This is a genomic window from Amycolatopsis sp. CA-161197, from assembly GCF_050942255.1.
Classification (GTDB): domain Bacteria; phylum Actinomycetota; class Actinomycetes; order Mycobacteriales; family Pseudonocardiaceae; genus Amycolatopsis.
Genome location: NZ_CP192059.1, coordinates 292,718 through 314,454, shown reverse-complemented (window position 1 = coordinate 314,454; position 21,737 = coordinate 292,718). Strand labels below are relative to the sequence as shown.

The 21,737-nt window shown below is 70.7% G+C and carries 22 protein-coding genes; 12 read left to right on the top strand and 10 right to left on the bottom strand.

The genetic code is table 11. The features are described from left to right. Nucleotides 1–83: 83 nt before the first annotated feature. Complete coding sequence (locus ACQPXB_RS01530) at nt 84–572, bottom strand: FBP domain-containing protein (protein ID WP_432849186.1); 489 nt, start codon at nt 570–572, stop codon at nt 84–86. 83 nt (nt 573–655) lie between these two features. Here ACQPXB_RS01530 and ACQPXB_RS01525 point away from each other — a divergent pair, with 83 nt between their 5' ends. Further along, complete coding sequence (locus tag ACQPXB_RS01525) at nt 656–2,134, top strand: adenylate/guanylate cyclase domain-containing protein (RefSeq protein ID WP_386943541.1); 1,479 nt, start codon at nt 656–658, stop codon at nt 2,132–2,134. On the opposite strand, the gene ACQPXB_RS01520 is transcribed toward ACQPXB_RS01525, so the two are convergent. After that, entirely contained in the window at nt 2,131–3,090 is a 960-nt protein-coding gene (locus ACQPXB_RS01520; protein WP_432857225.1) for a beta-ketoacyl-ACP synthase III, read from the bottom strand. The two genes, ACQPXB_RS01525 and ACQPXB_RS01520, sit on opposite strands and share 4 nt — an antisense overlap. A 254-nt stretch (nt 3,091–3,344) precedes the next feature. Between ACQPXB_RS01520 and ACQPXB_RS01515 the strand changes: the two genes are divergently transcribed. Both ACQPXB_RS01515 and ACQPXB_RS01510 read left to right on the top strand, forming a co-directional pair. Beyond that, entirely contained in the window at nt 3,345–3,815 is a 471-nt protein-coding gene (locus tag ACQPXB_RS01515) for an Lrp/AsnC family transcriptional regulator (RefSeq protein WP_432849185.1), read from the top strand. A gap of 266 nt (nt 3,816–4,081) precedes the next feature. Then, nucleotides 4,082–4,486, top strand: coding sequence for an SsgA family sporulation/cell division regulator (locus ACQPXB_RS01510; protein ID WP_432849184.1), 405 nt, complete (start codon nt 4,082–4,084; stop codon nt 4,484–4,486). Nucleotides 4,487–4,581: 95 nt separating this feature from the next. Here the strand turns inward: ACQPXB_RS01510 and ACQPXB_RS01505 are convergent, their stop codons facing one another. Next, a complete protein-coding gene (locus ACQPXB_RS01505) occupies nt 4,582–5,685 on the bottom strand; it encodes a S1 family peptidase (RefSeq protein WP_432849183.1) in 1,104 nt (367 codons plus the stop codon). 446 nt (nt 5,686–6,131) lie between these two features. Between ACQPXB_RS01505 and ACQPXB_RS01500 the strand changes: the two genes are divergently transcribed. The 4 genes from ACQPXB_RS01500 (at nt 6,132) to ACQPXB_RS01485 (ending at nt 10,728) form a co-directional block, all read left to right on the top strand. Next, entirely contained in the window at nt 6,132–9,011 is a 2,880-nt protein-coding gene (locus tag ACQPXB_RS01500) for an AAA family ATPase (protein WP_432849182.1), read from the top strand. A gap of 12 nt (nt 9,012–9,023) precedes the next feature. Then, nucleotides 9,024–9,533, top strand: a complete 510-nt coding sequence (locus tag ACQPXB_RS01495) for an O-acetyl-ADP-ribose deacetylase (protein ID WP_432849181.1) — start codon at nt 9,024–9,026, stop codon at nt 9,531–9,533. Between the two features lie 240 nt (nt 9,534–9,773). Then, entirely contained in the window at nt 9,774–10,379 is a 606-nt protein-coding gene (locus ACQPXB_RS01490; RefSeq protein ID WP_366577899.1) for a hypothetical protein, read from the top strand. A gap of 40 nt (nt 10,380–10,419) precedes the next feature. Beyond that, nucleotides 10,420–10,728, top strand: coding sequence for an antibiotic biosynthesis monooxygenase family protein (locus ACQPXB_RS01485; RefSeq protein WP_366577302.1), 309 nt, complete (start codon nt 10,420–10,422; stop codon nt 10,726–10,728). Nucleotides 10,729–10,768: 40 nt separating this feature from the next. On the opposite strand, the gene ACQPXB_RS01480 is transcribed toward ACQPXB_RS01485, so the two are convergent. The 4 genes from ACQPXB_RS01480 to ACQPXB_RS01465 form a co-directional block, all read right to left on the bottom strand. After that, nucleotides 10,769–11,491 (bottom strand): G1 family glutamic endopeptidase, encoded by a 723-nt coding sequence (locus tag ACQPXB_RS01480; protein WP_432849180.1) that lies wholly within the window; start codon nt 11,489–11,491, stop codon nt 10,769–10,771. A 246-nt stretch (nt 11,492–11,737) separates the two neighbouring features. Then, a complete protein-coding gene (locus tag ACQPXB_RS01475; protein WP_432849179.1) occupies nt 11,738–12,790 on the bottom strand; it encodes an ABC transporter substrate-binding protein in 1,053 nt (350 codons plus the stop codon). Further along, nucleotides 12,790–13,611, bottom strand: a complete 822-nt coding sequence (locus ACQPXB_RS01470; protein WP_386944809.1) for an ABC transporter permease — start codon at nt 13,609–13,611, stop codon at nt 12,790–12,792. The genes ACQPXB_RS01475 and ACQPXB_RS01470 overlap by 1 nt, the downstream gene beginning before the upstream one ends. 52 nt (nt 13,612–13,663) lie before the next feature. After that, nucleotides 13,664–14,470 carry an ABC transporter ATP-binding protein gene (locus tag ACQPXB_RS01465; protein ID WP_366577294.1) on the bottom strand — a complete coding sequence of 269 codons (807 nt, stop codon included), beginning with the start codon at nt 14,468–14,470 and terminating at the stop codon, nt 13,664–13,666. Between the two features lie 154 nt (nt 14,471–14,624). Between ACQPXB_RS01465 and ACQPXB_RS01460 the strand changes: the two genes are divergently transcribed. Both ACQPXB_RS01460 and ACQPXB_RS01455 read left to right on the top strand, forming a co-directional pair. Continuing rightward, on the top strand, nt 14,625–16,235 hold the full coding sequence (locus ACQPXB_RS01460; RefSeq protein WP_432849178.1) for a sensor histidine kinase: 1,611 nt from the start codon (nt 14,625–14,627) through the stop codon (nt 16,233–16,235). Next, a complete protein-coding gene (locus ACQPXB_RS01455) occupies nt 16,232–16,888 on the top strand; it encodes a response regulator (protein ID WP_432849177.1) in 657 nt (218 codons plus the stop codon). Before ACQPXB_RS01460 ends, ACQPXB_RS01455 begins: the two co-directional genes overlap by 4 nt. Before the next feature lie 637 nt (nt 16,889–17,525). On the opposite strand, the gene ACQPXB_RS01450 is transcribed toward ACQPXB_RS01455, so the two are convergent. Next, nucleotides 17,526–18,221, bottom strand: coding sequence for a hypothetical protein (locus ACQPXB_RS01450; protein WP_432849176.1), 696 nt, complete (start codon nt 18,219–18,221; stop codon nt 17,526–17,528). 138 nt (nt 18,222–18,359) lie between these two features. Beyond that, nucleotides 18,360–19,193, bottom strand: coding sequence for an SDR family NAD(P)-dependent oxidoreductase (locus ACQPXB_RS01445; RefSeq protein WP_432857220.1), 834 nt, complete (start codon nt 19,191–19,193; stop codon nt 18,360–18,362). Nucleotides 19,194–19,261: 68 nt separating this feature from the next. Here ACQPXB_RS01445 and ACQPXB_RS01440 point away from each other — a divergent pair, with 68 nt between their 5' ends. Continuing rightward, the gene (locus ACQPXB_RS01440; protein ID WP_432849175.1) at nt 19,262–20,014 is read left to right on the top strand and encodes a trypsin-like serine peptidase; all 753 of its coding nucleotides are present in this window, start codon (nt 19,262–19,264) and stop codon (nt 20,012–20,014) included. A gap of 25 nt (nt 20,015–20,039) precedes the next feature. Next, nucleotides 20,040–20,267, top strand: a complete 228-nt coding sequence (locus tag ACQPXB_RS01435) for an RNA-binding S4 domain-containing protein (protein ID WP_285971084.1) — start codon at nt 20,040–20,042, stop codon at nt 20,265–20,267. Here ACQPXB_RS01435 and ACQPXB_RS01430 read toward each other — a convergent pair. Continuing rightward, the gene (locus tag ACQPXB_RS01430; RefSeq protein WP_366577287.1) at nt 20,264–21,205 is read right to left on the bottom strand and encodes an Ldh family oxidoreductase; all 942 of its coding nucleotides are present in this window, start codon (nt 21,203–21,205) and stop codon (nt 20,264–20,266) included. The two genes, ACQPXB_RS01435 and ACQPXB_RS01430, sit on opposite strands and share 4 nt — an antisense overlap. Nucleotides 21,206–21,297: 92 nt before the next feature. On the opposite strand from ACQPXB_RS01430, the gene ACQPXB_RS01425 reads away from it, so the two are divergent. After that, on the top strand, nt 21,298–21,579 hold the full coding sequence (locus ACQPXB_RS01425) for a DUF2277 domain-containing protein (RefSeq protein WP_366577285.1): 282 nt from the start codon (nt 21,298–21,300) through the stop codon (nt 21,577–21,579). The last annotated feature ends 158 nt before the right edge of the window (nt 21,580–21,737 follow it).

Genomic DNA, 21,737 nt, shown 5'->3' with positions numbered 1-21,737 from the left:
AACCGTCACGAACCCGCGCGAAGCCAGCTCAGCCAGCAGCGCACTCCTACCCACCCCCGACCTGCCCGTGACGAGCACCCGCACTACTGCGGTTCCAAGATCCGATCCACGAACCGCCGCACCTTGTCCTCCAGGCGGGCCACGCGCTCGGCCAAGGACAGGGTTTCCACGGGTTGCGGGACGTCCGGCTTGAGTTCCCCGCGGACGTACGCGCTGCAGGACAGGTTGGCGCAGGCGTAGGTGCCCAGGGTGTTGCCCTCGCGGCCGGGTTTGCCGGCGCGGCGGCCGGTGAACAGCGTGATGTCGGAGGTCGCGTGGGTGGTGGAGCAAAAGGCGCACATGTTGCTGCGCAGCCGCGACGAAGCGGGCGGGGCGGCGCGCAACGACAGGCCGACGACGCCGCCGTCGCGGGGCACCACCAGGTACGCCCGGCCGGGGGCCTTCGGGTCGCGCCAGCCGAGGAAGTCGCGGGTGGCCCACGGGACGTCGGCGGGGAGGGTGACGGACTTGGCCTCGCCGCGGGAGCAGTTCACGAAGGAGGCGCGGATCGCGTCGGCGTCGAGGGGTTGCATGAGTCAGCACGGTAGCGACGCGGCCGCGAGAGCTGCCACGCCTTTTCTCGCAGACAGACCCGCCAGCCCATACGATCGGCGGCGTGCGCAAGCGAACGGCGGGGCGGTTCCGGCTGGTACTGCGCACCAGTCTGGGCTTCGCCGCGCTCGGCATCGGGTCGAGTGTCGCCGGGTCGGCGGTCGTCGCGTTGCTGCTGTTCCTGCAGGGGCTGCCCGGCGACGTCGGCGACCGTGGGTGGATCCTCGGCCTGACGGCGGGCGGGATCGTGGCCGTGAGCCTCCTCGTGGGCACGCTCTGGACCGCCTACCTGCAGCGACGCACCGTGGTGTGGTTCACGATCGGCCGCCCGCCGACGGAGGACGAGGCCAAGCGCGCGCTGCGGCTGCCCGTGGACATGGCGGTGGTCAGCGGCACGCTGTGGCTCATCGGCACCGTCACGCTGGGCACGCTGGCCGGCGTGCTGGGCTCGTTCGACGACGCGTCCGGCATGGCGCTGACGATCGGCCTCGGCGGGCTGACCACCGTCGGCCTGATGTACCTCGCCGCGGAGTGGGTGGCGCGGCCCGTGATGACGATCGCGCTCGACGTGACGCCGCCCCACGGCTCGCTGCCCGTCACCGTGCTGACCAGGCTGATCGTCACGTGGGCCCTGGCCAGCGGCGTGCCGCTCGTGGGCGTGCTGCTGGTCGCGACGCCGCCCGACGTCAGCCGCGCCAACCCGACGGCCAGCCTGATCACGCTGTCCGTGATCGGCCTCACCACGGGCGCCATCGGCACGGCGCTGCTCGCCCGCGCCGTCGCCGCGCCGCTGCACCGCCTGCGCGTGGCGCTCGACCGGATCGCCCGCGGGACCACCGACGTGTCCGTGAGCGTCGACGATTCCAGCGAGATCGGCATGCTCCAGACGTCCGTGAACGAACTCGCCGCCGGCCTGCGCGAACAGGAGCGGATGCGGGACCTGTTCGGCCGGCACGTCGGCACAGAAGTCGCGCGCCACGCCCTCGAGTACGGCGCCTCGCTGTCCGGCGACGTGCGCGAGGTCACGGCCCTGTTCGTCGACGTCGTCGACTCCACCGCGCTCGCCTCGCGCACGCCGCCCGAGGAGCTCGTGGCCAAGCTGAACCGCTTCTTCGCCAGCGTGGTCTCCGCCGTCGACGCGCGCGGCGGCCTGGTCAACAAGTTCCAGGGCGACGCGGCCCTGTGCATCTTCGGCGCCCCCACGCGCCTGTCCGACGCCCCGACGATGGCGCTGGCCGCTGCCCGCGCGATCCGTGATGCCGTAGTGGCCGACGGCGAGCTCGACCTGGGCATCGGCGTCGCGTGCGGGCAGGTGTTCGCGGGTCAGCTGGGCACGTCGAGCCGGCTGGAGTACACCGTGATCGGCGACGCCGTGAACGAGGCCGCGCGGCTCACGGAGCACGCGAAGTCGGTGCCGTCACGCATCCTGGCCAGCGAGGGCGCCGTGAAAGCCGCGCTCGGCGGTGAGCGCGAGTTCTGGCAGCCGCACGGCTCGCTCCTGCTGCGCGGCCGTCAGCAAGCCACCGAGGCCTGGACGAACTAACCCAGCTCAGGCCACGTCAGCAACGTCGAACCCCAGGTCAGCCCCGCCCCGAACGCCGTCAGCAGCACCCGGTGACCAGGCACCAACGTCCCGTCCTCCACCGCGTCCGCCAGCGCCAGCGGAATCGACGCGGCGCTCGTGTTCCCCACGCGGTCGATATTGGCCACCACCGCGTCCGCAGGCAGCCCCAGGTGTTTCGCCGTCGCCTGGAGGATGCGGATGTTCGCCTGGTGGCCCACGAACCGGTCGACGTCCCCGACCATCCAGCCCGCCTGCTCCAGCACAGCTCGCGACGATTCGGCCATCCGCGCGCACGCGTGGCGGAACACCGCCGTGCCCTGCATGACGAGGTGGTGGTCGCGCTGGTCCTCGGAGAAGCGGTGCTTCGAGCCGCCCGCCTCGACCCACAGCAGGTCGGCCAGCTCGCCCTCGCTGTGCAGGTCGAACGGACCGATCGCGCCCGGCTCGTCCGAGTCGCCGGCGCGCAGGACGACCGCACCCGCACCGTCGCCGAAGATGGGCACGGTCGTGCGGTCCGCCGGGTCCACCAGCGACGTGAAGACGTCGGCGCCGATCACCAGCACCCGCTTGGCGATGCCGCCGGCGATGAAGCCCTGCGCGGTGGCCAGGGCGTAGACGAAGCCGCTGCACACGGCGTTCACGTCGAACGCGGCGGCCGTGCCGAGCCCGAGCCGCGCCGCCACCTGGGGCGCGCTGGCGGGGCAGAGCTGGTCGGCCGTGGACGTGGCGAGCACCACGGCGTCGACGGAGCTGTCGCCGAGCGCTTCGCGGCCCGCGGCGACGGCGAGATCCACTGTGGACTCGCCGGGCGCGGCCATGCGGCGCTCGCGGATGCCGGTGCGGGTGCGGATCCACTCGTCGGAGGTGTCGAGGGTCTGCGCGATCTCGTCGTTGGTCACGACCCGTTCGGGCAGCGCGCGGCCGAGCGCGGTCACGACGGCGGTACGACCAGGTGGGAACCCGACAGGACTCACAGTTATTACCTCCCCGGCCGGTGGGTGGCGGTTCCACCGGCTCGCTCCACTTCTATGGGCTACCCCTGGGTAGACCGGTCAGTTGTGGTGCACGTCACTCATCCTCCTCTTTCACGTTCGCTCGATAGGAGGTATTGGGCGAACCTCTTCTTGATCAGTGGGTGAGCCTCGGTAAAGACGAGGCGTCGAGTCGGTGCACCCGGTTAGCCTGAAGCGTGCTCACTCCCGACCTCGACCGGCTGGACCTCGCCATCCTCGCCTGCCTGCAGGCCGACTCGCGCACGATCGCCGAGGTCATCGGCGCCAAGGTGGGCCTCTCGGCCGCCGCCGTGCAGCGCCGCATCAAGCGCCTGCGCGAGACGGGCGTGATCGAGAAGGAGGTCGCCGTGCTGTCCCCCGGCGCCCTCGGGCTGTCGATGACGTTCGTCGTCATGGTGGAGATGGAGCGGGAGAACCTGACCGTGCTGGACGCGTTCCGCCGGCAGGTGCTGGGCGACGGCTGCGTGCAGCAGTGTTACTACGTCACGGGCACGGCGGATTTCGTGTTGATCGTGACCTGCCCCGACATGGCGGGGTTCGAGGCGTTCACGCGGCGGATGTTCTTCGACAACCCCAACGTCCGGCACTTCACCACGAGCGTCGCCATGGACCGGGTGAAGGTCGGGCTCACGCTGCCGCTGGCCTGAGCGCGACGGTCTACATCGGACCGTCCGTGACAATCCCGTGACCAATGCGCGAAAGTCCCCTGCCTCCTGCCCGCTCGGGCGAAATCGGGTGACGGGCGGTCAACGGTCGAACGCAAGGGGTATGTGGTCCGTGTTACGCCACAGAGGACGGATGCAGCCGATCGCGTGAATGGCGCCGAACCGGCGTCACGAGTGCCGAAGCTGATCATCTCCTTGCCGACCAGTTCGCAGGGCGCGAACCACCGGAGGAAACACCAGGAGCAGCCGTGCACACCGACGCCGTACACCAGACCCAGTTCGTGTTGCTGAACGAGAGCACCACGCCGGTGCTGTCCCGCCTGTCCTACCACTGCTCGGAGCCGTTCGCCGTCACCGTGGCGTTCCGGACCGAGCGCGGCCGGTGGATCGAGTGGACGTTCGCACGTGACCTGCTCGTGACCGGGCTCGAGGAGCCGTCCGGGCTGGGCGACGTGCGCATCCGCCCCGACCTGTCCGAGGACCCGGCGATGCTGACACTGGAGATCGAGTCACCCGACGGGTACGCGTCGTTCGAGCTGGAGCGCGGGGACATCGAGAACTTCCTGGAGTCCTCCTACGAACTGGTTCCGCTCGGCACCGAGAGCGAGAACTTCGACATCGACGGGCTGATCGAGGAAATCAGCAACGTCTGACCCCGAAGACTGCCGATCCCGCGGCGGTACAGGGAGAAGGGCGGCTCGAGTGCTCTGGAGGCACTCGATCCGCCCTTCTTCTGTTCACCGGGAAATCAGCCGCGCACGAGCGTGGTGCCGGTCGCGGAGAGGGCGTTGGTGACGGGGTAGTAGTACGTGTTCACCGTGTCACCGCCGGAAAGCAGGCCCTGCGCCTGGTTGCCGGAGATGAACGAGCCGCCCGAGTCGCCGCTGTCGGAGCGGGCGTTGGTGAGCACCATGCCCGTGACCGTGCCCTCGGGGTAGCGCACGGTCTGGTTCTTCGCGCGGATCGTGCCGCAGGTCCAGCCCGTGGTGGAGCCCGACTTGCAGACGGACGCGCCCACGGCGGCGGCCGTGGAGCCCGACACGCGGGTGCCGTTGTTGATCTGGCCGACCGGGGTCCAGTTGCTGTTGACCCGCGCGAACGCGTAGTCGCTGCCCGGGAAGCGGTAGCTGGAGAACGAGCCCATCGACACGCGGTTGTAGCCGGTCAGCGGGCCGGCACCGGTGAGCGCGGCGCAGTGGCCGGCGGTCAGGAAGCCGCCGTTCACGGAGAAGCCGACGGAGCATCGTGCCGAGCCGCCGATGTAGTACGCGTCACCACCGAGCACGTTGTAATGCAGCTGCGGCGTGGCGGCGGTCTCCGTGACGTCCAGCGAGGAAGTGTCCACACCGGACTGGCGGGCGAACTTCTCCGCGGCCGCCCGCTGTCCCTTGAGGACGGTGATCGTCACGCGGTTCGACGCCGGGTCCACGCCCCACGCCGTGACCGACTGCGGCGCGGTCTTCTCGCCCGCGTTGAGCTTGGCCACGCTGGAGTCGAGCTGACGTTCAGAGAAGCGCACGACCTGCGCCTCCGCGCCCGCCGCGCGTACCTTCTCCACGAGCGAAGCGTCGGTCACGCCGACGCGCGCCTTGCCCGTGGCCGCGTCGTAGCTCGCGCCGCCGAAGCTGTCGCCGAGCGCGGTTTCCAGCGCCTGGCCCACCTTCGTGGCGGAGTCCTCGGTGGCGAGCCGGGCGATGGCCTGGTCGTGGGTGAGACCGAGGTCGCGCTGCATCGCCGGCACCATGTCGGGGTTCAACAAGGCGGCACCCGCGACCGGGCTCGTGACCGCGGCCATCGTGCCCGCCGTCGCGGCGGCGACGGCGGCGATACCGAGGAATCTGATGATCTTCATGCTTCTCCCTCGTGATTACGCGCGGCACCGGTGCGGCCACGCGGCGCATCCCTTCCCCCGGGGTGAGAGCGTGCAGGGTGGTCCAGTCCACTGCAATAAGGGCTCGGCGCGGATAGGTATACGCATTCCCCTTGGCCCAACGCCCTGCTCCAGACGCCGTATCGGCCTCATTTTCTCCCGCGGCACCGTCCATAAGTAGGGATTCCGGCAACTACTTTGCGTAGCTCTTTCAACGGCCGGAACGCGTCATGCGCCCTTGGAACGAGGGGATGCCCGAAGTTTCGTACGCATGGTGATCCTGGGCCGAAGATCCGTCTGCCAACCGGTGACGCTGTGTACGCAGACGTGTGAGCCGGGTGCCGAGGTGCAGGTCGTCGGCTGGTTTACGGCTGACCGAACGCTGCTTAGGCTCCCGACGAAACGGACAAGCGCGCAGGGAGGTCGACATGTGGCAGGCCGTCTCCCGTCCGACGTCGGTCACCGTGCGCACCGGGCCGACGGCTTTCGCGGGCCGGGACCGGGAACTCGCCGCGGTGGCCGAGGTACTAACCCACCGACCGGCCGCCGTGCTCGTGGAGGGCGAACCGGGGATGGGCCGCTCGCGCCTGCTGGCGGAGCTGGCGCAACGGCCCGAGTTCGCCGAGGGCCGCGTGCTGCGCGGCACTTGCCAGCCCCTGCGCGAACCCTTCCCCTACGGGCCGGTGCTGGAGGCGTTGCACGCGGCGGGCGAGCGTCCGCTGGGACCGCTGAGCCCCGTCGCCGGTGTGCTGCGGCCGCTGCTGCCGGAGCTGGCCGACCGGCTGCCGCCGACGCCCGAGCCGCTGGACGACCCGGGCGCGCAGCGGCACCGCGTGTTCCGCGCCGTGCGGGAGCTGTTCGTCGCTTGTGGACCGACGATCCTGCTGGTCGACGACCTGCAGTGGGCCGACGAGGACACCTGCGACCTGATGCGGTTCCTCGCCGCCGACCTGCCGCCGGAGCTGGCCGTGGTGGCTGCGTATCGCACGGGCGCGCAGCCGTGGCCGGGGCCGCTGGGCGCGCCGGTGCGAGCGGCGCCGAGTGTCCACACCGCACGCGTCGCACTCGGTCCGCTGGACGTCGCGGCGGTGCGGGTGATGGCCGTGCACGTGCTGGAGCTGCCGCGCGTGAGTGACGAGTTCGCGACGAAGCTGCACGAATGCACGGGCGGGATCCCGTTCGTGGTCGAGGAAACGTTGCGGGCCTTGCGGAACGTGCCGCTGCCGGCCGGTGAGGGGCTGTCGGATCGGCTGCTGGAGAACCTGGAGGTGCCGGCGCCGTTGCGGGAGTCCGTGACGGAGCGGCTGGCCGCGCTGCCGGAGGAGGCGGCGCAGCTCACGCGGGCCGCGGCGGTGCTGGCGGTACCTGCGGAGCCGACGACGTTGGCCGAGGTGGCGGGGCTCGGCGAGGAGTCGCTGCGGGCGGCGTTGCTGGCCGCGTTGGCCGGAGGTTTGGTGGCCGAGCTGGGTGAAAACCGGTACGGCTTCCGGCATCCGCTGGCGCGCAAGGCTGTGTACGACACGGTGAGCGGCCCGGAGCGGACGTTGCTGCACACCGAATCGATGCGGGTGCTGGGCGCGTTGCCGTCGCCGTCGTCCTTGCTGCTGGCGCAGCACGCTCTCGCGGCCGGGCGTACGGAGAAATGGCTTCGTTACGCGGAAGCGGCGGCCGACGAGGCCATCGTCCACGGCGAGACCTCGCGTGCGATCGACCTGTTGCAGGCCGTGCTGCCGGCTTCGGACGACGTCGGACGGCTCGCCACGAAGCTGAGCCAGGTCGCGTTGCGCGGTTTTCGCCCGGACGTGATCGAGACGCTGGAGCGAGTGCTGGAAGACCGGCCGTTGCCGCCGGCCGTGCGCGGGACGATCCGGCTGTCGCTCGGCCTGCTGCTGGTGCGCACGATCGGACGGCTGGAACGCGGGCGCGAGGAGGTGGAGCGCGCCGTCGCCGAGCTCGTGGACCGCCCGGAGCTGGCGGCACGCGGCATCAACCTGCTGGCGCAACCCATAGACGGGCTCACTCCCCTGTCCTGGCACGAAGGCTGGATGCGGCGGGCGCGGGAAGTCCATTCCGGACTGACGGATCCGGAGCTGCGGCTGGCGTTGACCGTCGACCGGATCACCAACGCCTCGCACATCGGCGACGGCTCGGCGTGGACGGATTTCGAGGCGCTGCCGGACGTCGGCGACAGCGTGGCCGAGCGCGTGCAGCTGGCACGGCTGTGGTGCAACCTGGCCGACGCGCAGTCGTGGGCCGGGCACCTCGACCGGGCCACGCGGCTCGTCGAGGAGGGCGCGCGGCGCGCTTCGGACGCGGGTGCGTTGTACGCGATCGGCCTGATCCAGGGCACGCAGGCGCGGCTGGCGTGGTTCCGCGGCGAGTGGGACGGGCTCGCGGAGACGGCGGAGGACGTGCGCTCGCGGTACCCGGAGCTGGGGCCGATCGTGATGGAGACTTCGCTGGTGCTCGGCGGTTTGGCGGCCGTGCGCGGTGACTTCGCCACGGCTGCTGAGCATTTGGCGCGCGCCTCGGTGCCCGCCGACGGGCCGATCCCTGTGGTGCTTTCGGCCGCGTCGGTGCAGATCGGGGTGCTTTTGGCGGGCGACGACGTGGCCGGCGCTTGTGCTGTCACCGACGTCGCCGTGGACGCCGCGCGCCGCAAGGGCGTCTGGGTGTGGGCGGCGTCCCTCGTGCCGGCGGCGGCCGAAGCGTTCACGCGGGCGGGTCGCTGGTCGGACGCGGACGCGTTCGTGGAGGAGTTCGCGCGCGGCATCACCGGCCGCGACGCACCCGTGGCCGGCGCAGCGTTGTCCGCGGGCCGCGCGGTCCTGACGGGCGCCCGCGGCAAACACCTCGCCGCGGCCGCGGGCTTCGACGCCGCGGCCGCCGCGTACGCCCGCCTGCCGATGCCGTACCTGGCGACGTCGATGGTCGAGCGCGCCGCCTGCCTGCGCCTGCTGGCGGGCCAACGCCCGGCCGTCGACGCCCTCGCGGCTGCGGCCCGCGCCTACGAACGCCTCGGCGCCAAGCGCGATGCCGGCCGCTGCCACCACCTGCTCCGCGAGCACGGCGCCTGGGCCCCTTCCCAACGCGGCCGCCGCGGCTACGGGCGCGAGCTGTCTCCGCGCGAACGCGAGGTCGCCCGCATGCTCGCCGAGGGCCGCACGAACCGCGAAATCGCCGACGGCTTGTTCCTGTCACCACGCACGGTCGAGCAACACGTCGCGAAGGTCCTGCGCAAGCTGGGCGCCCGGGGCCGCGCCGACGTCGGCCGCCACCTCCCGTCGGGAGATGCGACGGTTTCGTGACAGGCTGTTCGGATGGCCCCTCTCGAACTGACGCTCGGCGACCTCACCGAACAACACGTCGACGCCATCGTCAACGCCGCCAACTCCTCCCTCCTCGGCGGCGGCGGCGTCGACGGCGCCATCCACCGCAAGGGCGGCCCGGAAATCCTCGCCGAATGCCGGGCCCTGCGCGCCGGCCACTACGGCAAGGGACTCCGCACGGGCCAGGCCGTGGCCACCACCGCGGGCCGCCTCCCGGCCCGCTGGGTCGTGCACACGGTGGGCCCGGTGTGGTCTTCTTCGGAAGACCGCTCCTCTTTGCTGGCCGATTGCCACCGCAACTCCCTCGCCGTGGCCACTTCCCTCGGCGCCCGGACCATCGCCTTCCCGGCCATCTCGACGGGTGTGTACCGCTGGCCACTTGACGACGCGGCGCGCATCGCCGTGTCGACGGTCCGGGAGGCGGACACTTCGGCGTTCGAGTTTGTGCGGTTTGTGTTGTTCGATCAGCGAGCGTATGACGCTTTCGCGGCGGTGGTGTAGTTCGCATCGGGCTTGCCCCCGCGGCCGGAGAGCTCGTTGGGGCAGGTTCCAGCCACACCAACGCGACACCACACCGACGCAACGCAAATCGCAACCCACCCAAACACCCCACCCACCCACCACGTGCTGCACCACCACCCCCTCCGCCTTACCGTGACCCCCGTGGACTCAGATGCAGGCGGCGCCCTGCCGGCGTGGCGGAGGGCGACCGCCGGGGAGACGCGGTGGCCGGCGGCCGGGGTGGTGGTGGGGACGCTCGCGTTGCAGCTGGCGTTGCCGGACCGGGTGGTGTTGAGGCCGTGGTGGCTGTTGCCCGCGGTGTCGGTGCTGTTGCTCGTCGCGTTGTTGTTGATCCAGCCCGGGCGGATGGGTGAGTTCAGCAGGGTCGAGCGGATCGTGTCGTTGGTGCTGCTGGCGGTGGTGAGCGCGACCACGGCGGCGTCGGCGGTGCGGCTGGTGCTGGGGATCGTGCAGGGGTCGTTCAGCGGGGACGCGCCGCAGGTGCTGGTGAGTGGCGCGATCGTGTACTGGACGAACATCGTCGTCTTCTCGCTCTGGTACTGGGAGTTCGACCGCGGCGGGCCGGCGCGGCGGGCGAAGGGGCGGGCGGAGTACCCCGACCTGCAGTTCCCGCAGATGGACAGCCCCGAGCTCACGAGCGAGGACTGGGAGCCGCGCTACGCCGACTACCTGTACCTGTCCTTCACCAACTCCACGGCCTTCAGCCCCACCGACGTCATGCCGCTGCGGATCTGGGCGAAGCTGACGATGATGGTGCAGGCGGGGGTGTCGCTGCTGCTCGCCGTGATGGTGTTCGCGTGGGCGGTCGGCGCGTTACGGGGATAAACACTCGCGGCGCACCCCGGCCACCAGGTATACCCGGTGCATGCCCGAGCCCCCGTACTACGCGGTCATCTTCACCTCCCGCCGCACCGAAGGCGACAACGGTTACGCCGAGCGCACCGCCGAGATGTCGAAACTCGCGGCGGAGCAGGACGGCTACCTGGGCGAGGAGTCGGCCCGGGACGAAAATCTCGGCATCACCGTGTCGTACTGGCGCGACGAGGAAGCCATCGCCGGCTGGCGCAGGAACGTCGACCACACCGAGAGCCGCCGGCGGGGCCGCGCCGACTGGTACGAGGAGTTCGAAGTGCGGGTGGCGCGCGTCGAGCGGTCGTACGGCTTCAAACGCTGACCCGGCCCGCGGAGAGAACCCCCGCGGACCGGACCTGACGTCAGTGGCGCGTCATCGTGAAGCTCTGGCCGTCGGAGCCGATGGCGCCCGGGCTGAACGTGCCGGTGCCGCGGTCGTCGGCGTCGAGGCCTTCGGGGCTGGTCGACGCGAGGCTCTGCCCGTTGAACTTCACGCCGGCGAACGAGATCCCGCCCGAGATCGACGGGTACGAGTCTGTCGGCGACTCGATGATCGCCTCGGCCGAGGAGTGCTTGGAGGTCAGCGACTTGCTGATCGTCTTCGACCAGCCCTTCGTGGTGTCGCTGATGTCCAGCTTGTACGTGTTCGTCCCGGTGCGCGTGACCGTCGCGGAGATGTGGTCGCCGGCGCTGACCGGGGCCGACGAGGACGAGTAGTACACCGGCGCGGCCGGGTACATCTCGTACCAGGCCTGGTAGACGGGACGGCCGCTGGAGCAGTCCGTCGCCACGCCCGTCTGCTCCACAGTGGACGATCCGTCACCGTCGATGCCGACCCACGGGGCGAACAGGTCGTTGCTCGACCGGCAGGTCACCGACGGTTCCGTCCAGCTCGCGGTCGCGGTCGTGAAGCTGCCGAAGCTCACGTAGCCGCCCCAGTTGCCGCCCGAGAAGCTCTGGCCGTGGAACGAGCCGAACGACGGCGTGCTGACCGTGGCGACGCCGGCCGCGGCCGCGATGCTCGCCGCGGCGGCCGCCGTGACGGCCAGCACCCGCGCGGTCCGTGAGGAGAGGAGGGAGTTCATGCGGATCCAATCTGATCACCGATGGGGACTCGGGGTGTTACAGGCGGTGCGCACCGGTAACAAGTGTTGGATCCGCGTGAGCAGGTGGGTAGCTACTTTCGAAGGGTATTCACATCTCGGGAAAACTTCACCAATATGTCCCGAATTTCCCTTCTGTACACCGAAGTCCGTGACGGCCGCCCCGGGAAGGCGAGGCGGCCGCCACGGTGTGCCCGTCCTCCGCGCGGAAGGACGGACACGGGTGGACTACCGCGCCGAGCGCGTGAGCGCGGCGTCCACGAACTGGGTGGTGTAGGTCTTCGAGAGGTCGATCCGGTCCTTCTTCGGTTTCACGTTGCTCGAAGAGGCGCCGAGCACGTTGAGCACGTTCTGCGCCCCGGCCGGATCCATGCGTCCGTCCGAAGTGAACATCGGCAGACTGTCCTTGAGGGACTTCACGTACAACGCCTTGTCCCCGCCGGCGAACGACGGCGGCATCACGTCGGCGACCTGCTCCGCCGTGTGGTTCTTGAGCCACCGCAACGAATCCACGTACGCGTTGGCCAGCTTCTGCACGATGTCCGGGTAGCGCTTCACGATCTCGCAGCTCATGTAGAGCGAGCTGGCGGGATACAGCCCGCCGAGGGCGGCGCGCGTGCCCTCCACCGTCCGCATGTCGTAGAGGATCTTGGCCTGGCCGGTGTTGGTGAGCTGCGCGATCGTCGGGTCGGTGGTCATGCCGGCGTCGATGGAACCCTGCTGCAGCGCGGAGATGAACGTCTGCCCGGCGCCGACCTTCACCGGCGTGTAGTCCTTGCCGTCCACCCCGCCGCGGCTCGCGAGCGCCTTCGTGAGGAAGTCCGTGGACGAACCCAGCGACGTCACACCGAGATTCTTGCCGCGGAAGTCCTTTCCGGACTGAATCTGCGGCGCCTTGGCCGACGCGACCATCTCCGCCTCACCCGGCACGTTCGAGAACTGCACCACGCTCGTGAGGCACCGCTCCTTGGCCTGCAGGTCGATGGTGTGGTCGTAGAACCCGACCACGGCCTGCACCTCGCCGGCCAGCAACGACGTCTCCGCGTTGGCGCCCGACGGCTGGTCGAACAGCTCGACGTCGAGGCCCTGCTTCTCGTACTCGCCGAGCTGCTGTGCGAGCTGGCCCGGCAGGTAGATGACCTTGGAGATGCCACCGATCATGATCTTCAGATGCGGTTTGCCGCCGTTGCCGAGGTCGATCTGACGCGAGTCGCGGCACGCCGTGACACCGGCGAGGGTGAGCACCGCGGTGGCGACCGCGAGTGTCCTTTTCAGACGCATCAGATCACCGCACCGGCCTGGGCGCCGACCTGCGGCCGCCAGCGCAGCAGCCGCGACTCGGCCGTGCCGATGCCCCATTCGGCCAGCAGCGCGACCACGGTGATGATCAGCATGCCGGCGTAGACACCGGCGGTGTCGAACGTGCCCTGCGCGTTGGAGATCAGGAACCCCATGCCCGCCTTGGCACCCGTGTACTCGCCGACGACCGCGCCGATCAGCGCGAACCCGAACGCGACGTGCAGCGACGAGAGGATCCACGACGTCGCGCTTGGCAGCACGATCGAGCGCAGCACCGACCAGCGTGAGGCGCCGAGGATGCGCGCGTTGTCGATCAGGTTGCGGTCGACCTCGCGGGCGCCGGTGAAGGCGTTGAAGAACACCGCGAAGAACACGAGCACCACGACCGTCGCGACCTTCGACGACATGCCGAGGCCGAACCAGATCACGAACAACGCGGCGAGCACGATGCGCGGCAGAGCGTTGGCGGCCTTGATGAACGGCGCCAGCACGTCGGCCAGGTACTGGCTGCGACCGAGCACGACCCCGAACACCACACCCAGGATCGCGCCGAGCACGAACCCGAGCACGGCTTCCTCCACCGTCACCAGGATCTGGTACCAGATGGAGCCGAAGTCGGTGCCGGTCGTGAACCACTCCACGAGCCGTTCCCAGATCTTCGACGGCATCGAGTAGAAGAACGGGTCGATCCAGTAGCGGCCGGCGAGCTCCCAGCTGCCGAGCCACACCACGACGATCGCCAGGCGCAGCAACCAGATGTTGCGCCGGCGCGCGCTGGACTTGAGCTTCTGCCGCGCGATGATGCTCGCTTCGTCTTCGATCCGCGGGTTCGGGTTGGACGGCGGGACGATCAGATCAAGCGACACTGGTCGCCCCCTTCTGGCGGGCCTTGTCGACCTCGCCGCGCAGCGATTCCCAGATGTCGGAGTAGATCGAGCGGAACTCCTCGGTGAGGCGCAAGTCCTCGACCTTGCGCGGGCGCTCCAGCGGGATCTCGAAGACGGCCTTCACGGTGGCCGGGCTCGTGGTCAGGACCACGACCTTGTCGGCGAGCGCGATGGCCTCGTCGAGGTCGTGCGTCACGAAGATCACCGCGGCACCGGAGCCGGACCACAGCCGCAGCAGCTCGTCCTGCATGAGGGCGCGGGTCTGCACGTCGAGCGCGGAGAACGGCTCGTCCATCAGCAGGATCTTGGGGTCGGTGACCAGCGTCTGCGCCAGGGCGACGCGCTTGCGCATGCCGCCGGAAAGCTGGTGCGGGTAGTACTTCTCGAAACCCTCGAGCCCCACCCGGCTGATCCAGTCGCGGGCCTTCTCACGAGCGTCCGCTTTGGACACTCCGCGGAAGCGCGGGCCGGAGGCGACGTTGTCGAGCACCGAGCGCCACGGCATCACGGCGTCGGTCTGGAACATGTAGCCGACACCGTCCGGAATGGACGTCACCTCGGCACCGTTCACGCGGACGCTGCCGGCCGACGCGGGCTGCAGGCCGCTGACCAGGGACAACGTCGTCGACTTGCCGCAGCCGGTCGGACCGACAACGGCGACGAACTCGCCCGGCTGCACGGTCATGGTCAGGTCGCGGACCGCGGTGTGCACGGATCCGGAGCCGCTGGGGAACCTTTTCGTCGCGTGCTCGAGTTCGATGAGGGGTGGCGCCATCGTGGTGACTCCTTCGGCACGGTGGGGACTGCGACGGAGGTTAAGAGCGCATCAAGAGCCCGGGAAGCTTGTCGACGTTCTGCGTGCGCTCTGCTCGTTCTCCACGTTTTGCTCATTTCGCGCACGGCCCTGAGCTGGGGGTATGTTGCCTGCCATGCCGAAGTGGGCGTTGTTCGAACGCATGCGGTTCACCCGCCAGGTCCTGCTGTTGCAGATCGGGGTCGTGGTGCTGGTGGTGGGGCTCGGTGTCGCTCTCGTGAGCTGGCAGCTGCGGTCGACGTTGACGGAGCAGTACGGCGAGCGGGCGCTGGCGGTCGCGAAGTCGGTGGCGACGGACCCCGTGGTGGTGGCGGGTGCGGCGGCGCGGCGGCAGGGTGGGGCGCTGGAGGCCCGCGCGGGCGCGGTGTCGAGGGTCAACGGCGCGCTGTTCGTGGTGATCACCGACGATCACGGCATTCGCCTCGCGCACCCGACGCCGGCCGAGATCGGCGACAAGGTCAGCACCTCGGCAGAGGAAGCGCTGGCGGGCAACGATGTCATCAGCGAATTCGACGGCGGCACGCTCGGACTTTCGGTGCGAAGCAAGACACCGATCTGGCAAGGGTCGCGGGTGGTCGGCGAGGTCAGCGTCGGGTACCAAGTCGGCAAGCTGACCGAGGACTTCAACCGGCTGCTGCTGATCACCCTGGCCTTCGCCGCAGGCGCGCTGCTGCTCGGCGGCGGTGCGTCCGCGCTGCTCAACCGCCGGTTGCGCCGCGTCACCCACGGCCTCGAACCGCACGAGCTGACCGAGCTCCTCTACGAACGGGAAGCCGTGCTGCACGGCATCGGCGAGGGGATGCTGGCGGTGGACAGTTCGCGGCGGGTGTCCGTACGCAACGACGAAGCCGAGCGGCTGCTGGGGATCGACCTGCCGGTGGGGGCCACTTTGGACGAACTGGAGCTGTCGCCGCGGGTGCGCAAGGCCGTGGTGGAGGGGCAGCCTGTGGACAATCTCCTTGCGGTGGCGGGAAACCGCGTGCTGGTGATGAACTCGCGCGCGGTGCAGGGCGAGGATCGGGCACTGGGGACCGTGCTGACCTTCCGCGACCGCACCGACCTCGACACGCTCAGCCGTGAGCTCGACGGCATCCGCTCGCTGTCCGACGGCCTGCGCGCGCAACGGCACGAGTTCGCGAACCGGCTGCACACGTTGTCGGGGCTGTTGCAGCTCGGGCACCACGCCGAGGCCGAAGAGTACCTGCAGACGTTGACCGAGACGACGTCGGCGCGCTCGGCTCCGCTGGGCGGTGACGCGGTGCGCGACCCGTACCTGCAGGCGTTGCTGGTGGCGAAATCCGAGCAGGGGCTGGAAAAGGGCGTGGAGCTGAAGCTGGCGGACGACTCGTTCGTGCGCGGCTCGGTGACCGATCCCGTCGCGACGGCCACCGTGATCGGCAACCTGGTCGACAACGCGCTGCACGCCGCCCGCATGGGCCCGCGGCGGCCGGCGACGGTGGAGGTCGGGCTGTTCGCGGAGGGCGCGGCGCTGCACGTGTCCGTTGTGGACAGTGGGCTGGGCGTGCCGGAGCCGTTGCGTGACACACTGTTCGACGAGGGCGTCTCGACGAAACTCACGCCCGGCCACGGTCTGGGCCTCGCCCTCGCGCGCCAGGCGGCCCGCGCCCGCGGCGGGGACGTTTGGCTCGCCGACGCCGGCGGCGACGCGGCGGGCGCGTTGTTCGTCGCGAAACTGCCCGATCTGCTCGTGGAGGCTTCTTCATGATCCGCACTTTGATCGTCGACGACGACTTCCGCGTCGCCGGCGTCCACGCGGGGTTCGTCGCGGAAGTGCCGGGCTTCACCGTCGCGGGCATCGCGCACACCGCCGCGGAGGCGCGCGCCCGCGTGCGCGAGCTGACGCCGGATCTCGTGCTGCTCGACGTCTACCTGCCCGACGAACCCGGCCTGTCCGTACTGCCGGACCTCGCCACGGACACCATCGTCCTCTCCGCCGCGACCGACGCGGCGTCCATCACCGCCGCCATCCGCGCCGGCGCGCTGAACTACCTGATCAAGCCCTTCACGACGCGCCAGCTGGCCGAACGGCTCACCGCGTACGCCCGCTTCCGCACCCACGTGACCACCGACCGCCCCTTCACCCAGGACGACGTCGACCGCGCCTACCGCGCCCTCCACGACCAGGACCGCGCCGCCACCCCGAAGGGCCAATCCAGCGCAACGGCCCGGCTCGTCTCGGAACAGCTACGCACTTCGGCCGCGCCCCTGTCGGCCGCGGAGATCGCCGCCGAACTCGGCATGGCCCGCGCGACGGCCCAGCGCTACCTCACCGCCCTCGCCGACTCGGGCGCGGTGGAAATGCGTCTCCGCTACGGAGCCACGGGCCGCCCCGAACACGAGTACGCCTGGATCGGCTGACCCCGGCTGGGGCTCCGGGTCACGCGCCAATCCGGGGTCGGCTGTGGGGCAGTGGCCCGAGCGCGATTGCTCCGGCGCAACACGTCTCAACCGGCTCTCGGGCCCGACGACCGGAGAGGCACAGGGCCTCGCCGCGCGCACGCCCCTTCCCACGAACCCGGGCCGCGCGCCGTCAGCCGCTGCGCCACGGGCGGTCACGTGCTTCTTGGCCAGGTGAGCCACTGGTCAGCGGCCCCAGCAGCAATCGCTCCAACGCAGGTTCCGAATGGGCCGACGGCAACCGGCCGCCGACACCTGGCGTCGGCCTCGCCGCTCGCGCACACGCCCCCTCTCGCGAACCCCTGGCCGCGCCAGTCAGCCACTGTGCGCCGCGTGGTTACGTGCTTCCCAGCCGTCCAAACAGCGGCCTCAACGGCAACCGCTCCAGCGCAAATTCGGAACGAGGCCTGCGGCAACCGGCCGCCGACAACTAGCGCGGGCCTCATACCTCGCGCGCACGCCGCGTTGTGGACCTCGTCTGGCTGCCAGATGACTGCCAGCCTCCCGGCTGACCGGGGTCGCGCGGCTCGCGGGCACACCGTCCGGCGCGGCCCGAGCCCGGCGGCCGCGAGCCTTCCCGGCCGAACGAAACTGCTGGTCAGCGACGCGACATCCGGTCCGCCAGGTCGATCCACGGCTGCCACTGCGACATGTACTGGTCGAACTCCTTGGCGGCCGGCAACTTGGCCGGGTCGGACTTCGTGTCGGAGCGGAGGTCTTCGTCGTCCGGGGTGGAGGTGGGGCGGTGGTCAGAGCCGCCGGCGGAGGTGCGGGGGGTGGTGGGGCGGCTGGCGACGTGCTGTTTCGCCGGTGCGGCGGGTTGGTGGTCGGGGACCGGGACGTACACGGTCACCGGGGCGGCCGGGGGTGCGGCGGGAGCGGCGGGTGCGGCGGGCGTCGAGACAGGAGCGGGCGGGGCGGCCGGGGCCGCCGGGGCGACGAGCTCGTGCTGGTCGGTGGGCACCGCGACGTCGTCGGTGGTGTGGCCGGTGAAGGAGCCCGAGAACAGACCGCCGGCGAACCAGCCGAGGGCGAGCAGCGCCAGGGCGGCGGTGCCGGCGACCCAGCCGCGCGTGCGGCGGCGGGCGACGGCGCGCGGGCGCAGCGGCGCCGTGGCGAGAGGCGCGAGGGCGACCCCGTCGCCGGCGATGGGCAGGAGGGCGGGCACCACGGGGATCGGCTGGGTGTCCTCCGGGCTGCGGCGCCCGCGCGGCACGCTCGCCGCGAGGATGCCCGTGCGGTCGAGCAGCTCATCGGCGGGCGAGGTCGCGCGTCGCTCGGCGGTGCGCAGCATGGGAGGTACCTCCGGGGTACGGGCACTCGGATGGACGTCAGCATTCTGGTGCATTTCCGACGGGTTTGTCAGAAAGGCAACTCCATTGGGTGACGGCAACTATAAGGCCCGGCCGAACTCCCGCACGTCGGGCGCGATTCAGTTCTTCCCCATCCGTTTGAAGCCGAGGCGCGCCATAGTCGCGAGCGGGCGCTGATACGCCGACCCGAGCACGCGCGGGATGGCGTCGATGACGTACGCGTCGGGTCCGATGAGGATCCTGGCGGACCGCCGTTCCACCCCGCGGATGATCGTTTCGGCGGCCTTCTTCGGTGTGGTCAGGGCAATTTTCTCGAAGCCCGCCGCCGCGGCTTCCTGGTCGCCGTCGCTGCCGCCGCGCGCGTGGCGGGCGATGTTGGTCTTGATGCCACCCGGGTGCACGCAGCTCACGGCTACCGGATGACGCGCGGCGAGCATTTCTTCCCGCAACGCCTCGGTGAATCCGCGAACGGCGAACTTCGCCGCGTTGTACGCACTCTGAGTGGGCACTCCGACGAATCCGAACACACTCGAAATGTTCACCAGGTGTCCGTCGCCGGAGCCGATGAGGTGCGGCAGGAACGCCTTCGTCCCGTTGACGACGCCGCCGAGGTTGATCCCCATCAGCCAGTCGTAGTCCTCGAACGTCATGTCCTCCACGGTGGCGCCCAGCGCGACGCCGGCGTTGTTGACCACGACGTTGACCCGGCCGAACGCACTGGCCACCTCGTCCGCGTGCGCGAGCACGGCGGCGCGGTCGGAGACGTCGAGCGAGTAGCCGCGCACGTCCGCACCCTGCGCTTTCGCCGCTTCGATCGTGCCCTCCAGGCCTTCGGTGTCCACATCGGACAGTGCCAGGCGCGCGCCGCGCAGGCCCAGCCCGAGCGCGAGCGCGCGGCCGATGCCCGAGCCCGCTCCGGTGATGACCGCGACCTTGTCGGTGAACTCCTTCATCGCCGCTCCCCTCGTCCGGTGCTCCAGGTTTTGGATACTAGTGGCGGAAGCGATCTTCGGGAGGACGGATGCGGCGGGCACGGGTGCTGCTCGCGCTGGGCGCGGTCGTGGTGCTCGGCGCGACGGGGACCGTCGTGGCCGTCGCCGGACACCGCGCGTCACCAGCGCAAACGCCCGCCCGACCCGACAACGCGGCCGTCGGCGCGCTGTTCCTCGACGGCTCCCACTACTGCACCGCGAGCGTCGTCCACAGCGACCGCGGCGACGAGCTGCTCACCGCCGCCCACTGCCTCCACGACGGTGCGGGCGGCACGTACTTCACCGGCGTCACCTTCGCGCCCGGCTTCCACGACGGCGTGGCCCCGTTCGGCTTCTGGGCCGTCGGCGACGAGCTCGTGGCGCACGGCTGGGCCGAGGACTCCGACCCCGACCTCGACGTCGGCTTCGCCACCGCTCACCAGGCCGGCGCGAAGGGACCGCTCGAGACCGTGACCGGCGCGAACCGGCTCGGCGCGAACGGTCCGTTCGCACGCGCCGTGACGGTCACCGGCTACCCCGACGGCTCCGACGCCCCCACGGTCTGCAGCACGACCACGTCGAAGCAGGACACCTTCCAGCTGCGCGTGGACTGCGCCGGGTTCGCCACCGGCACCAGCGGCGGCCCGTTCGTGGCCGACGCCGACCCGCGCACGAAGCTCGGCACCGTCGTCGGGGTGGTCGGCGGCTTCGAGACCGGCGGCGACACCGACGACGTGTCGTACTCCAGCTACTTCGACGACGACGTCACCACGCTGTACCGGCAAGCCACCTCGCGCCCGTGAGCGCCGATGGCGGATGATGCGGCGTATGAGCGAGCCCGTGCGTGACGTGCCCATCACCGGCGAACCGATCCGGCTCGGCCAGTTCCTGAAGCTGGCCGGCCTCGCCGAGGACGGCGCCCACGCCAAGGACCTCATCGAGAACGAAGAGGTCACCGTGAACGACGAGGTCGAGACCCGCCGCGGCCGCCAGCTCTCCGACGGCGACGTGGTGGCCGTCGGTGGCGACCGCGGACGGGTGACGCTCGCGCGTTAACCGACGCTGGTCAGCGGCGGCAGCCCCAGCCCGAGCGCCAGCGAGTCGAGCTGGCGCCGCACCGGCGCGCTGAGCGGGACGCCCAGCGCGCGGCACTGTTCGAGGTACTGCGCTTCGCGCCAGCCCGGGTAGCGGATCGGCGTGCCGCCCTCCCAGCCGAGCATGCTGCCGAACAACGCGCTGGCCGCGCGGTAGAAGCCGTCGGCGCTGCGCAGCGTGGTGGGCGCGATGGCGAGCACGAGCAGGCCCGTGTCGTTCTCGTGGTCGGCGACGCCCGAGAGCACGCCCGCCAGCACGTCGACGAGCAGCGCGAAGCCCGCGAACTGCGGGTTGCGCGAGGCGTCGCCGAGGTCGACATCGAGCACGAACTCCGGGTACGCGCCGGCGGGCGCGGCCATGCCGAGCGGGTGGCCCGAGCCGACTTCGCCGGCCGCCATCACCAGGCCGATCATCCCGTGCGGCAACGCGCGCGCGGCGTGGTGCCCGACTCGGCCGAACGGCCCGACGCCCCGCATCGAAATCAGCCCGACGCCGAAGCGCCCGGCCCGCGTGACGGCCCGGTCCATCGCGTCGCCGACGGCCCACAGGCCCGTCGCGCGGCGGTAGTCGATCAGCGCGGCGGCACCGCGGTCGGCGATCATCAACGGCTCGGCGCGCGCGGCGACCTCACCGTTTTCCAAGGCGGGCAGGTGAATTCGCAGCAGCTCCACGACGCCGGTGTCGGGCGAGCCCGTGAGATCACCGTGGCACAAGGCTTCCGCGGCCATGCGTGCGCGATCGTCGGGAAAATCGTGTGCCACCAGGATCAAGGAAACGAGCGTGACCAGTTCGTCGGCGGGCACGCGCTGCCAGACCTGTTCGGGAATCGGTGTGTCTTCAGGGACTTCTTGAGCGGCGGCGGGGCGGGCGGGACGCAGCGAACGTGGTCTGAGGGGCACTTCATCGAGACTGCCCAAGCGCGTCTGGCGGCGTCAACGAGGATGGCCCGACAGTGTGATGAGGGCTCCCGAAGGGACGTACCCTGTCACGCATGTGCCGAAACATCACGACGCTGCGCGGCCTCCAACCGTCCGCGACAACCGAAGAGATCGAAGCGGCAGCACGCCAGTACGTCCGGAAGGTGACCGGCGTGCAGTCGCTTTCGGACGCCACGCGCGCCCCGTTCGAGGCGGCCGTGGCCGAAATCGCGACGATCACCGCGCGGCTCCTGGACGAACTCCCGGACCGCCGCCAGCCCCCGGCCACCGTGCCGCCACTGCGCCGGCCCGAAGTGCGGGCGCGGATGGCGTTGAAGGAACTGAAGAAGCCCTGACTCCGCCCGGAAACGCTTGAGGCGTTCGCGGCGCGACCTGGGGGTCCGTCGGGCTGACAGGGCCGGAGACGTTCCCGACCCGCGCCGGCCGCCCTGCCCGCACCGGCGCGGCGCGAGCTGATGATCACGCTCACCGCCGTTCCTGTTGATGAGCGCGG